The 13,120-nt window shown below is 69.6% G+C and carries 12 protein-coding genes; 8 read left to right on the forward strand and 4 right to left on the reverse strand.

Features of this window, described 5'->3' with window-relative positions; translation table 11 throughout:
• Positions 1–141: 141 nt before the first annotated feature.
• The 8 genes from RF637_RS01320 to RF637_RS01355 all read left to right on the forward strand — a co-directional run bounded on the left by RF637_RS01320 (position 142) and on the right by RF637_RS01355 (position 8,601).
• Positions 142–1,854, forward strand: coding sequence for a nitrite/sulfite reductase (locus RF637_RS01320; RefSeq protein ID WP_368843961.1), 1,713 nt, complete (start codon positions 142–144; stop codon positions 1,852–1,854).
• Positions 1,851–2,657 carry a phosphoadenylyl-sulfate reductase gene (locus RF637_RS01325; RefSeq protein WP_231885587.1) on the forward strand — a complete coding sequence of 269 codons (807 nt, stop codon included), beginning with the start codon at positions 1,851–1,853 and terminating at the stop codon, positions 2,655–2,657. Before RF637_RS01320 ends, RF637_RS01325 begins: the two co-directional genes overlap by 4 nt.
• A complete protein-coding gene (gene cysD / locus RF637_RS01330; protein WP_239317983.1) occupies positions 2,654–3,571 on the forward strand; it encodes a sulfate adenylyltransferase subunit CysD in 918 nt (305 codons plus the stop codon). The genes RF637_RS01325 and cysD overlap by 4 nt, the downstream gene beginning before the upstream one ends.
• A gap of 2 nt (positions 3,572–3,573) precedes the next feature.
• On the forward strand, positions 3,574–4,914 hold the full coding sequence (locus RF637_RS01335) for a sulfate adenylyltransferase subunit 1 (protein ID WP_368843962.1): 1,341 nt from the start codon (positions 3,574–3,576) through the stop codon (positions 4,912–4,914).
• 101 nt (positions 4,915–5,015) lie between these two features.
• Complete coding sequence (gene menD, locus RF637_RS01340; RefSeq protein WP_368843963.1) at positions 5,016–6,959, forward strand: 2-succinyl-5-enolpyruvyl-6-hydroxy-3-cyclohexene-1-carboxylic-acid synthase; 1,944 nt, start codon at positions 5,016–5,018, stop codon at positions 6,957–6,959.
• Positions 6,960–7,070: 111 nt separating this feature from the next.
• Positions 7,071–7,817 (forward strand): SDR family oxidoreductase, encoded by a 747-nt coding sequence (locus RF637_RS01345; RefSeq protein WP_368843964.1) that lies wholly within the window; start codon positions 7,071–7,073, stop codon positions 7,815–7,817.
• Between the two features lie 231 nt (positions 7,818–8,048).
• A complete protein-coding gene (locus tag RF637_RS01350) occupies positions 8,049–8,231 on the forward strand; it encodes a hypothetical protein (protein WP_186317193.1) in 183 nt (60 codons plus the stop codon).
• A gap of 106 nt (positions 8,232–8,337) precedes the next feature.
• A complete protein-coding gene (locus RF637_RS01355) occupies positions 8,338–8,601 on the forward strand; it encodes a hypothetical protein (RefSeq protein WP_368843965.1) in 264 nt (87 codons plus the stop codon).
• Positions 8,602–8,775: 174 nt separating this feature from the next.
• On the opposite strand, the gene RF637_RS01360 is transcribed toward RF637_RS01355, so the two are convergent.
• The 4 genes from RF637_RS01360 to RF637_RS01375 all read right to left on the reverse strand — a co-directional run bounded on the left by RF637_RS01360 (position 8,776) and on the right by RF637_RS01375 (position 12,919).
• On the reverse strand, positions 8,776–9,522 hold the full coding sequence (locus RF637_RS01360) for an amino acid ABC transporter ATP-binding protein (RefSeq protein WP_064846722.1): 747 nt from the start codon (positions 9,520–9,522) through the stop codon (positions 8,776–8,778).
• A gap of 234 nt (positions 9,523–9,756) precedes the next feature.
• Positions 9,757–10,551 (reverse strand): amino acid ABC transporter permease, encoded by a 795-nt coding sequence (locus tag RF637_RS01365; protein WP_064846689.1) that lies wholly within the window; start codon positions 10,549–10,551, stop codon positions 9,757–9,759.
• A 91-nt stretch (positions 10,552–10,642) separates the two neighbouring features.
• On the reverse strand, positions 10,643–11,410 hold the full coding sequence (locus tag RF637_RS01370; protein ID WP_085108367.1) for an ABC transporter substrate-binding protein: 768 nt from the start codon (positions 11,408–11,410) through the stop codon (positions 10,643–10,645).
• Positions 11,411–11,494: 84 nt separating this feature from the next.
• Positions 11,495–12,919, reverse strand: coding sequence for an isochorismate synthase MenF (locus tag RF637_RS01375; RefSeq protein ID WP_368843966.1), 1,425 nt, complete (start codon positions 12,917–12,919; stop codon positions 11,495–11,497).
• Positions 12,920–13,120: the final 201 nt, after the last annotated feature.

The raw sequence follows: 13,120 nt of genomic DNA on the forward strand, positions 1-13,120 counted from the left end.
GACCGAGCGACGTCGGCCTGTACTCGCGGGTGACCAGGGGGAATGCCGGCTATGTGACGTGTTTGTGACGGTGAATCGCTGCACTGAAGGCTTGCTCGGTACGTTGGAGCGACTTGCCTCCCCCTCACCCAAGGAGCACCCATGACACCCTCCGCCGACACCCAGGACCAGGCCCCCGCCGCGGCGTCCGGCCGCGTGCGCGGACCCCGCAAGGGCACCGATCTGGGCCAGTGGAAGGTCAGCGGCCGCACGCCGCTGAACCACAACGAGGAGTTCAAAGCGGAGGAGAACTCGCTCAACGTCCGGCAGCGGATCATCGACACGTACTCCAAGACGGGGTACGCCTCGATCCCCGCGGACGACGTCCACGGGCGGTTCCGCTGGTTGGGCCTGTACACGCAGCGCAAGCAGGGCGTGGACGGTGCGTCGACCTCCAAGCTGGACGCCGAATCGCTCTCGGATGAGTACTTCATGCAGCGCATCCGCCTAGACGGCGGACAGCTGACCACGGAGCAGACGCGCGTGCTGGGTGGCATCTCCCGGGATTTCGCGCGCGGCACCGCGGACGTGTCCGACCGGCAGAACATCCAGCTGCACTGGCTGCGCATCGAGGACGTCCCCGAGATGTGGGAACGCCTGGACTCGGTGGGGCTCACGACCCTCGAGGCGTGCGGTGACACCCCCCGCGTGTTCCTGGGCAGCCCCGTGGCGGGCGTCGAGGCGGATCCGATCATCGATCCCACGTCCGAGCTCGAGGCGCTGCGCACAGAGTTCGTGGGCAACCCGGACTACGTGAACCTGCCGCGCAAGTTCAAGACCGCGATCACCGGCAGCCGCACCCTGGACGTGGTGCACGAGATCAACGACGTCAGCTTCGTGGGGGTCAACCACCCGGAACTCGGTCCCGGTTACGACCTGTGGGTGGGTGGTGCACTGTCCGTGTCCCCGCGGTTGGGGGAGCGCCTGGGTGCGTTCGTGGCGCCGGAGGACGTCGTGCCCGTGTGGGCCGGGGTCACTGCGATCTTCCGCGACTACGGCTACCGCAAGCAGCGTACCAAGGCCCGGTTGAAGTTCCTGCTCGCCGAGTGGGGCCCGGAGAAGTTCCGCCAGGTGCTCCAGGATGAGTACCTGGGTCGCGAGCTGCCGGACGGTCCCGCCCCCGAGCGCGCCGTGGGTCACTCGGATCACGTGGGGGTCCACGAGCAGAACGACGGCAAGAAGTACGTGGGCTTCGCGCTGACCGCGGGTCGCCTGAGCGGTGACGCCCTCGTGGCGCTCGCCGACGCCGCCGAGGCCGCCGGTTCCGGCCGGATCCGGTTGACCCCGCACCAGAAGGTCCTGGTGCTGGACGTGGCCCCGGAGAACGTGGATTCCCTGATCGAGGCGCTGCGCCCGTGGGGGATGCACGCCAAGCCCAGCCCGTTCCGTCGGTCCACGATCGCGTGCACCGGGATCGAGTTCTGCAAGCTCGCGTTCGTGGAGACCAAGGGTCTTGCCGCGCGGGTGATCGACGACATGGAGCAGCGCCTCCAGGACGTGGAGATCCCCACCCCCATTTCCCTGCACATCAACGGGTGCCCCAACTCGTGCGCGCGTATCCAGACCGCGGACATCGGCCTCAAGGGCCAGTACATCGGTGAGGAATACGTGTTCCAGGTGCACCTGGGCGGCGGCCTGGCCTCCCCGGACCGTGAGGAGGGCGGTTTGGGTCGCACCGTGCGCGGGCTGAAGATCACCGCAGATGACCTGTCCGACTACGTGGAGCGTGTCACCCGCACGTTCCTCGACGAGCGCGAGGCTCACCAGAGCTTCGCCGAGTGGGCCCTGAACGCCCAGGAGGATTCACTGAAATGACCAGGACCGACACCGCAGGCAACAGTGGCGCGGCGGACGCGTCGTCGTCCGCTCATACCACGACCATCGAGCAGGACCCCGCGGCCGCTTCTCCCGGACGCACCCGCTCCGTCGAGGAGCTCAAGGCGCTCGTCGAGGAGGCGCAGCAGCGCTTCGGACTGCGGGATGCGGACCCGGACGAGGTGCTCGCGTGGGCCGCCGAGACCTTCGGGAAGAAGCTCGCGGTCGCGTGTTCCATGGCCTCCGACACCGTGGTCCCCGCCCTGGTGAGCAATCACGTCAAGGACGTGGACGTGCTCTTCCTGGAGACGGGCTACCACTTCCCGGAGACCCTCGAGACCCGCGATCGCTTCGCCTCGGACTGGCCAGTGAACGTGCGGACCCTGCTGCCCGAGCTGACCGTGCCCGAGCAGGACGCCAAGTACGGTCCCAAGCTCCACGACCGTGACCCGGGCCTGTGCTGCGGGATGCGCAAGGTCGCGCCGCTGGACAAGGCCCTGGCCGGTTACGAGGCCTGGGTGACCGGGCTGCGGCGCGAGGAGACACCCCACCGCGCGAATGCCGCGCCTGTGGAGTGGGACGAGCACCACCAGATGGTCAAGCTCAACCCCGTGGTGGATTGGAGCTTCGACCACGTGGTCGATTACGCCGAGCAGAACCTCGTGGTGGTCAACCCGTTGCTGGGCCAGGGCTACCCGTCCATCGGGTGTGCACCGTGCACGCGCAAGGTCGCGCCCGGAGAAGACCCCCGCGCCGGTCGTTGGTCCGGTGTGGGCAAGACAGAATGCGGGATCCATCTATGACCACGACCACCTCCGAGTCCGTGACACTCTCCCAGCTGCAGCGCCTCGAGGCCGAGTCCATCCACATCTTCCGCGAGACCGCGTCCGAGGGCGAGCGCCCCGTGCTGTTGTTTTCCGGCGGCAAGGACTCGGTGGTCATGCTTCACCTGGCCGCCAAGGCCTTCTGGCCGGCCCCCATCCCGTTCCCCGTGCTGCACGTGGACACCGGGCACAACTTCCCGGAGGTCCTGGAGTTCCGGGACCGCACCGTGGAGCGGTTGAAGATCCGCCTGGAGGTCGCCAAGGTCCAGGACTACATTGACGACGGCCGCCTGGCCGAGCGCCCGGACGGCACCCGCAACCAGTTGCAGACCGTTCCCCTGCTGGACGCGATCGCGGAGGGCAAGCACGACGTCGTCTACGGCGGCGCCCGGCGTGACGAGGAGAAAGCCCGCGCCAAGGAACGCATCATCAGCCTGCGCGATGAGTTCGGCCAGTGGGATCCGCGTAACCAGCGCCCTGAACTGTGGAGCCTGTACAACACGCGCCACCGCCCCGGTGAGCACGTGCGGGTGTTCCCGCTGTCCAACTGGACCGAGTTGGACATCTGGTCCTACATCACCGAGCAGGGCATCGACCTGCCCCCGCTGTACTACGCCCACGAGCGGGACGTGATCAGCCGCGACGGGATGTGGCTCGCCGTGGGTGAGTACGTGAGCCCGCGGGAGAACGAGACCGTGGAGCAGCGCACCGTGCGCTACCGCACCGTGGGTGACATGAGCTGCACGGGTGCCGTGGAGTCCCCGGCCACGACCGCGGAGGAGGTGCTGGCTGAGGTCATGACCAGCACCCTCACCGAACGCGGGGCCACCCGCGCGGACGACCGCGTGTCCGAGGCCGCCATGGAGGACCGCAAACGAGAGGGCTACTTCTAGAGATGAGCACCGAGAACCGAGCAAGCCTGCTGCGGATCGCCACGGCCGGCAGCGTGGACGACGGCAAGTCCACGCTCGTGGGCCGCTTGCTGCACGACACCAAGAACATCCTGGTGGACCAGCTCGACGCGATCGAACGGGTCAGCCAGTCCCGCGGCCTGGACGCCGCGGACCTCGCGCTGCTCACGGACGGGCTGCGGGCCGAACGCGAGCAGGGCATCACGATCGACGTGGCCTACCGCTATTTCGCGACGCCCGCGCGCAGCTTCATCCTCGCGGACTGCCCGGGGCACGTGCAGTACACGCGCAACACCGTCACGGGTGCCTCCACCGCGGACGCGCTGATCGTGCTCGTGGACATCACCCACGGGATCATGGAGCAGACCCGGCGCCACCTGGCTGTCGGGGCCCTGCTGGGAGTGCCGCACCTGATCGTCGCGGTCAACAAGATCGACCTGTTGCCCGATGCGGAAGAAGCGTTCCGGGAACTGAGCGGACAGTTGCACGAACTCGCGGACGAACTGGGTGTGCTGGACCTGCGGATCATCCCGGTCTCCGCGCTGCGCGGCGACAACGTGGTCGAGGCCTCCCAGGACACCCCGTGGTACGACGGTCCGTCCCTGCTGAGCTGGCTCGAGAACCTCCCGGACTCGTCCGAGCTCACCCAGGCGGAACGGTTCGCGCTGCCCGTGCAGTGCGTCATCCGCCCGCAGTCCGCCGCACTGTCCCCGGAGTTCGTGGACTACCGCGGCTACGCGGGCCAGATTGCCTCCGGTTCGGTGGCCGTGGGGGACAAGGTCGCCGTGCAACCGGCCGGGCGCACCACCACGGTCGAGCGCATCGACGTGGCCGGGGCTCCCACCGAGTACGCCGTGGCCGGGCAGTCCGTGACCCTCACGCTCGCGGACCAGATCGACATCACGCGCGGTGACCTGATCGCGGAACCGGCCGGGGCGCCGTCGGGCACCAAGTCGGTGGAGGCCGTGGTGTGCTGGCTCGACGACGAGAAGCCCCTGCGCGAGGGCCAGCGCGTGCTGCTCAAGCACACCACGCGCGTGGTGCGCGGGATCGTGGGTTCGCTCGACGGGCGGCTGAACCTCGAGAGCCTCGCCGCGGAATCGGTGGAGTCGTTCGAGCTCAATGATATCGGCCGGGTGACCGTACGCGTGGCCGAACCGCTGTTCACCACTGCGTACACGCAGTCGCACGCGCTGGGCTCGTTCCTGCTCATCGACCCACAGTCCGGTCGCACGCAGGCCGCGGGCATGGTGCAGGACGACAGCGTCAACACCCCGGGTGTGCTGGGTAACCTCCGCGCGGACGCGGGGGAGTGGGCCATCTGAGCCATCCCTGAGTGACCTTTGCGGCCCCGGTCCACGTCGTCGACGACGGCGCGGCACCGGGGCCGCTGTGCGTGTCGGTGCCGGTCGATACGCTCTGGAGCGTGATTAGCCCCAGCCTCGTCTCGGCCACCGCCGTCCTGCGCGCCCTCGCGATGCGCGGGATGGAACACCTCGTGGTGTCCCCGGGGTCGCGTTCCGCGCCGCTGGCATATGCCGCGGCCGCAGCGCAGGCCAGCGGTGCACTGTCGGTACACGTGCGGATCGACGAGCGCGACGCCGCCTTCACCGCCCTCGGCATCGCCCGCTCCACGGGCCTGCCGTGCGCCGTGGTGACCACGAGCGGGACGGCCGTGGGTGAGCTGCTCCCGGCGGTCATGGAGGCCTCCCACGCGGGGGTCCCCCTGGTGGTGCTCAGCGCGGACCGCCCGCCCGAACTGCGCGGGACCGGCGCGAACCAGACCACGCAGCAACCCGGGATGTTCGCCAACTTCGTGCGCGCGGCCGTGGACCTGCTACCCCCGGACGATCCGCAGTTGTCATGGCCGCAGCAGTGCGAGGACGTGGAATCGTTGCTCGATCACGTCCTGGCCGCCCTTCCCGGCGATGAGCAGGATCCGCCCGGACCCGTGCATGTGAACGTGGCCCTGCGCGATCCGCTGTACCCCGTGTGCGACGATGACCACCGTCACCTGCGCAGCTGGGCCCGCGACCTCGCGAGTGAGGTGCGGCCCGTGCGTTCCGGGGGTGCCGCGCGGATCCGGGTGCACCCGTGGTCGGTGCTCCTGGAGCCGTTCCTCCCGCCCGCCGAGTCGGTGCGAATCGCGGAGTCGGCGCCATGGAACGAGCTCGTGCGTGTGACTTCCGAGGCCGACGGCGCGGATATGCGTTCCAATGCCTCGCGGCGGGTGTCTTCCGACTCTGAGTCTTCGGTGCCCCCGGCACCCTCGGCGACCGCGGGCACCGCACATCCCCTCATCTTTGCCGGCGACGGCGCGGGGCCTACCACCGAGCGTTTCGCGCTGGAGCATTCGTTGCCCCTGCTCGCCGAACCCTCGTCCCAGGCGCGCGCGGGAGAGGCCGCCATCGCGTCCTACGAGAGCGTGCTGGACTCACCCCTCGGTGACCGCGTGGACTCGGTGATCCTCGTGGGCCGCCCGACCCTGAGTCGCCGTGTCTCGGCGCTGCTCAAGCGCCCCGACGTGCGGGTGATCGCCGTGCGACCCGATCCCGCCCCGTGGTTCGAGCACGGCAGGCGCCCCGAGGACGCGGTGGGCTCGTTCGAGGAGGCAGCGAGCGCCGTCGGACCCGCGGAACCCGGGTGGCTCGAGGCGTGGCGCGAGGCGGGAGCCGCCGCCGACGCCGCGGTGCTGCGGTTCGCGGACGACCAACCCTCGCTGACGCGCCTGCACGTAGCTCGGGCGGTGTGGGATGCAGCGTGCGCGGACGGGTCGGTACTCGTGGCGGGGTCCTCCAACATCGTTCGGGACCTGGATCTCGTGGCCCGCGCCCGGGGGCCCCTGGCGGTGATCGCCAACCGCGGGCTCGCGGGGATCGACGGGACCGTGGCCACCGCGCACGGCGTGGGACTGGGGACGGGGCGGCCCGTGCGTGCCGTCATGGGGGACCTGACGTTCCTGCACGACGCCGGGGGACTGCTCCTGGGACCCGGCGAACGCGTTCCGGACCTGCACATGATCGTGGTCAACGACTCCGGCGGCGGGATCTTCCAGACCCTGGAACACGGGGACCTGGGCCGGGACCCGCGTTACACCGCGACCGTGGAGCGCTTCTTCGGAACCCCCCACACGGTGGGGATCGCGGAGCTGTGTGCGGCGTACGGGGTCCAGTACGTGAGCGCGGACACCGCGATCGAACTCGCCGCCGCGCTCGCCGCACCCGTGGCCGGCCGGCGGGTCATCGAGGTCACACTGGACCGGCAGAGCCTGCGGGACTTCAACGTGGCCGCCAGGGACGCCGGTGCGCGAGCGGTGCGGGAGTACCTTGAGGGCGAGCCCTCCGAACGGGAGCATCGCGCGGGGAAGTGAATGCCACTCGGCGCTCACATGTTTTTCACCGTTCGCCGTGCGTACCGTCCCGGGCCGGCCGCGGCCGTATGCGCCGCCCATGGTGTCCGGGGCGCTCGTTAGCATGGCGTCATGACTGAGCAGAGCACTCACACGACCACCGTCCGCACCGCGCTCGTCACGGGCGCCACCCGCGGCATCGGCCGGGCCATCGTGCAGGACCTCGCACGGGACCACATCGTCTTCGTGGGCGGACGTTCCGCCGACGACGTCCAGCGGGTCCGCGACGAACTCGCCGGGCTGGGTCCGGGGACCCGGGCGTTCACCGCGGACGTGAGCTCGGACGAGCAGGTCGCCGAGGCGTGGGAACCCCTGCGGGACGAGTTCGAGGGGCTCAACGTGCTGGTCCACTCGGCCGGGATCGCACCGCAAGCGCGGGTGGAGGAGGCCACGCGGGAGCAGTGGGAGCGGATCTTCGACGTCAACGTGATCTCCGTGGCCCAGCTGACCCGGTTGACCCTGCCCCAGCTGCGCGTGGCTGGCGGTGACGTCGTGGCCATCAACTCGGGCTCGGGGTTCACCTCGGGCCCGTCGGCGGCGCTGTACTCCGGGACCAAGTTCGCCCTGCGCGCCCTGACCGACGCGCTGCGTGAGGAGGAACGCGAGAACGGCGTGCGCGTGAGCTCGGTGCACCCGGGGCGCGTGGCCACGGACATGCAGGAGGAACTGCAGGCGTACATGGGCAACGAGTACCACCCCGAGGACTGGATCCGCCCCGAGCAGATTGCCGCGGCGGTGCGCACGGCAGTGGACGCCACGCGGGATTCTCAGGTCGAGGTGATCTCGGTGCGGCCCTCCGGGATGGTGAACCGGGGCTGACCGCGGTTCATCGCCTCCCGCAGGGGCCGCTCATGACGTCGTGATCGGGTGGGCGCGCTGCATCGGCGCGGGATGCGCGCCCCGAGGGATGCCGGCCGACCCCGCCGGGACCACCGTGAACGCCGGTGAATAGGTGTCCTCACCATAGGGTGCGTGTTTCACTCACGCCGATTCATTCACAATCCGGGAAAGAGGCACCCCTGGTAAAACCCAGGGGGTGCTCCCGGTGCCATGGGTCGCACTCTCGGTCAGGACCGAGGTCGAGTAACGAGCGCCACGTCGGTGCTCAACTCGGGCGCGGTGATCGGCGGCATGCTCGCCTCCAAGCTCGCGGACCGTTCGGGCCCGCAACGCATCGTGGCCACCACGTTCGTGCTCGCGGCCATCCCCCTGGCGCTTATGACCTTCGCGTAACCGCTGCCGGTGCTGTTCATCGTCATCGCGATCGCCAGTGTGGGCACCCTGGGTACCCAGGTGCTGATCTACGGCTTCACGTCCAACTACTACACGACCAACGCCCGTGCCGCCGGCGTGGCCTGGGGACTCCGGCTCCGGCCGCCTGGGCGGGATCTTCGGCCCACTCATCGGCGGGTGGCGCCTGGCCGCCAACCTGGGAGGTGCCACCGCGTTCTACATTTTCGGTGCCGTGGCCCTGTTCGGTGCGCTCGTGACCATCCTCGTGCCGCGTCAGCGCACGGTGGAACAGACCAAGGCCGAGGAGATCCTCGAGACCCAGGACATCCCGGGGTCCGCCACCGACATCCCTGTCACGGATCGCGTCTGATCTGCCGATCCGGTCGGGCACCCGCTCGGCACCCGTGTTCCACCACGACGGCGCCGCTGTTCTTCCCGAATAGCGGCGCCGTCGTCGTGTGCTTCCACGCGGCGTCGAGCGCCCCGCCCATTGCTGCGGGATCACGGGGGCGGGGCCCCCGTTTCACGGGAGTCGGCGGGCGGATTACTCCGGGGTGTCCACCGTGGTGGGGTTGAGGACCCGGGAGAGGAACGTGCGGGTGCGCTCGTGCTGGGGTGAGCCGATGACCTCGCGGGCGGGGCCCTGTTCCACGACCACGCCGCCGTCCATGAACACCACGCGGTCGGCGACGTCGCGTGCGAAGGACATCTCGTGGGTCACCACGAGCATGGTCATCCCGTCATCCGCGAGTTGGCGCATGATCGCGAGGACGTCGCCCACGGTCTCGGGATCGAGAGCGGAGGTGGGCTCGTCGAACAACATCAGATCGGGGTCCATGGACAGCGCCCGGGCGATCGCCACGCGCTGCTGCTGACCGCCGGAGAGCTGGGTGGGCCGCTGGCCGGCCTTTGCCTCCAGACCCACGCGTTCCAGGTTCGCCAGGGCGATGCGCTTGGCCTCCTCCTTGGAGCGCTTGAGCACCTTGACCTGAGACACCGTGCAGTTCTCGAGCACGCTCAGGTGGGGGAACAGGTTGAACTGCTGGAACACCATGCCCACGCGGCGGCGCATGGCGTCCACGTCCAGATCCGGGTCCGTGACCGTGAACCCGCCCACGGAAATGGTCCCGGACTGCGGGGACTCCAGGAGGTTGAGGCAGCGCAACAGGGTGGACTTGCCGGAACCGGAGGGCCCGATCAGACACACGACCTCACCCGTGGCCACGTCCAGATCGATCCCGCGCAGCACCTCGAGGTCCCCGTAGGACTTGTGCAGCTCGCGCACGTGCACCGCGGCGGAACCGGAGTGGCCCCGGTCGGACGCGGCAGCGGCGTCGTCGGAGGACGCGCGAGATACACCCGGGGACCGGGCAGCGGAACGGCCCGGACCGGTCGCGGCAGAGCTGGGACCTGCAGTAGAGGCGGCGTCGTGCTGGGAACCCCGGGCGGGATCCGCCCCGGGGGTCGCCGACGGGTCGGAGGATGCGGGATCGGGGGAGGCTGCGGAAGTGGACACTGGGAGCTCCTAGGACTTCTTGACCCGGTCGGTCTTGGTTTCGAAGTGGCGGGACAGAAGCCCCAGCGGCACGGTGATGATCAGGTAGCAGATGCCGGCCACGACGAGCGGGGTCAGCCCGGCGCCGGCGTCAGAGATGCCTTCGCGGCCGAACTTGGTGAGTTCGTACTGCTGCACGCCCATGCCCAGCAGATAGACCAGGGAGGAGTCCTTGGTCAGCAGGATGACCTCGTTGGTCAGCGGCGGCAGGACGATGCGCAGGGCCTGGGGGATCACGATCGTGACCATGGCGCGGGTGTGGGACATGCCCAGGGAACGGGCAGCCTCATACTGCCCCGGGGGCACGGCCTGCAGACCTGCGCGGAGGGACTCGGCGATGTACGCGGCGGCGACCACGCCGAGCGCGATCATCACGGTCACGTAGTGGTTGAAGCGGAAGCCGAAGGCCAGGGGGATGCCGTAGCCCAGGGCCAGGAACACGAGCAGCGCGGGCACGCCGCGGAAGAACTCAATGTAGAGGGTCGCGATCCACCGGTAGGGCGCCACGGAGGAGAGCTTCATGAGCGCGAGGACCACGCCCAAGGTCAGGCCCACCACGAAGCCCAGGACCGTGTAGATCAGGGTGTTCTTCAGCGCCACGGTGATGATCCCGGGGAACTGGTTCAGTGCGACCTCGGGGTTGAACACGCGCTGGTAGAGCACGTTCCAGTCCGCGAGGAACACGAGTGCTACCAGTACGACGACGAGTACGGCGTACTGGATGCCCCGCGACAGCTTGGCGCGCTGCCGGGTGGTCATGGCCATGGATGTCTCCCTGTCCGTGGGTTGCCCACATATGCGTGCCGGGCGGTGTCACACCGCCCGGCACGGATGTCCTGCTCTCGGGGAGTGGAGCCTACAGGCCCATCCACTCCTTCTTCATCTTGTCCATGGTGCCGTCGCTCGTGATGCGGTCCAGGGTCTTGTTCACGGAGTCGAGGATCTCGGTGTTGCCCTTCTTCACGGCCACGCCCAGGTTCTCGTTGGTGTCCACGGTCTGCACGACCTCGAGGTCCGGGTTGTCCTTCGCGCGCTTGGACAGCGTGGAGATGTTCCCGGACACGGCCTGCACGCCACCGGACTCGAGGGACTGGAACATGAGCTCCACGTCTTCGAACTGCTGGGTCTTCAGGTGCTTGTCCTTGGCGAACTGCTCACCGGAGGTGGCCTGCTGTACGCCCACGGTCTTGTCCCCCACGGAGTCGAAGCCGCGGATCCCGGAATCCTTGGTGGTCAGCAGGGCGATCTGGTCGTTGAAGTACGGCTTGGAGAAGTCCACGGACTGCTTGCGGGCGTCCGTGATGGTGATCCCGGAAATGGCGGCGTCGCACTGGTCGGTGTCCAGCGCCGCTCCGGACTCGAGGGTCTCGAAGTTCGCCTGCACCACGTTCTTCTCCCGGCCCAGGTCCTTGGCGATCTCGTCCCCCAGGGACATGTCGAAGCCCACGATCTTGCCGTCCTTCTCGAACTCGAACGGCGGGTACGGAGAATTGGTGCACACGGTGAACGTGTCGGAGCCACCGGCCTGGGAGCCGCCCCCGGAGGTCGATTCACAACCGGTCAGTGCCAAGCCTGCGGCGGAGAGGACGGCGAGCGCGGGAACGAGTCGGCGCAGGGTTGACATGTGTGCTCCTCGGGGAGATGTGGGGTTCCGGGTGAAACTCGTGGCGATTTTACTACGGGGTGCCCGGATCGGCCCGGAATCCCTTTACTCCCGGTCCCACCGTGCGGGCAGGGACTCGAGCATGGGGCGCAGTTTCGCCCAGGTCTCGGCGAGCTCGGCGCGCGGATCGGATTCGGCCACGATCCCGCAGCCGGCGCTCACGCGCGCCCGGTGCGCGTCCAGCTGCACGGCGCCGCGCAGGGCGATGCCCCACTCGCCGTTACCCGCGCCGTCGAGCCAGCCCACAGGGCCGGCGTAGAGCCCACGGTCCATGCGTTCGAGGTCCTCGATCACGGCCCCGGCGGTCTCGGTGGGCGTCCCGCACACCGCGGCGGTCGGGTGGACGGCCTCCGCGAGTTCGAGGGCCGAGGGCAGGGTCCCGTCCACGCCCGCACGCAATTGCGCGGTGACGTCCGACGCGAGATGCCACACGTTCGGCAGCGCCAGGATGAAGGGGTGCTCGCCGCCGGAGACCTCATCCGCGTACGGGGACAGCCCCGTGATCAGAGAGTCCACGGCGAAGCGGTGTTCGCGCTGTTGCTTCTCGGACCCGCCCAGCTCGGTACCGGCGAAGTCCTCGGGGTTGGCGCCGTCCGGCAGGTCCTGGCGGTCCAGGGTCCCGGCGAGCACACGGGCCGTGGCGGTGCCGCGATGCACCCGGATGAGCATCTCGGGGGTCGCGCCGAGCAACCGGCCCGCACCCTCCCCGTCCTCCAAGCCCTCCTGCTCGGAGCCTTCCTGCTCCGGGCCCAGACGCACGCAGTACGTCCAGCACGTGGCGAAGCGTTCGCTCAACCGCCCCAGCACCGCACCGAGTTCGATGGGCCGCCCGGTGTCCACGACCACGTCCCGCGCGAGCACGAGCTTGTCGAGCTCCCCCGCGCGGATCATCCCCACGCCGTCCGCGACGGCCTCCATCCAGCGCTGTTCGTCCAGGGTCCCGGGCACGGCCGTGGGGTACGACGACGCCGCTGCGTCCGGTTCCTCGGGCCGCGCCACCGCGGGTGCGGCGCGCACGAGGCGACGCCACGCGGCGCCGACGTCCTCGACCGTGGGTTCGGACGGTCCGGTGGAGATCAGGGTGAGCCACGCGCCATGGGCGTCGGTGCCGATCACGAGCTCGGGGACCATGAGCCCGGAGTCCACCGTGGAGGACGGCGCGAACGCGAACGCCCCGAAGGCCAGCAAACCGGTGCCGGGGCGCTGCACGGAGTCATGCACGGTCGCGTCCTGGCGAAGCTCGTCCCACCACACGCGCGCGGAGGTGAACCGGGTCCCGCCCCGCACGCGGTAGGCCGCCACGCGACCGAGGCCGACGATTCCCTTGCCGCGCATGATCCACGTGGCCGGGTCCGCGCTGCCCAGCAACCGCCGGACGTCCGGGTTGCGGGCGAACTCTGCTGCCGCGGGAACCTCGGACAGGGGAAGGGTGAGCGCACTCAGGCGGGGTGCGGGGAACTCGGGTGTCATCGTCCTCAAGCATAGGACGCGCGCGTGGGCGCGGCGGTGTCGGTCGGGTGGGACCGGGACCGGCCCGGCTTCCTGCCGAGTCCGTGGGCGGAGCGACGACGGCGGGCACGGCGTACGTGGCGAGGCCCGCGCCGCCGCACGGATGGCGGCGGCCGCGACGACGGCGGGGACAGCGGCGTCGGCGGGCGATGACACAATGGG

Source organism: Kocuria sp. CPCC 204721 (assembly GCF_040980945.1).
In the GTDB taxonomy this organism is placed as follows: Bacteria; Actinomycetota; Actinomycetes; order Actinomycetales; family Micrococcaceae; genus Kocuria; species Kocuria marina.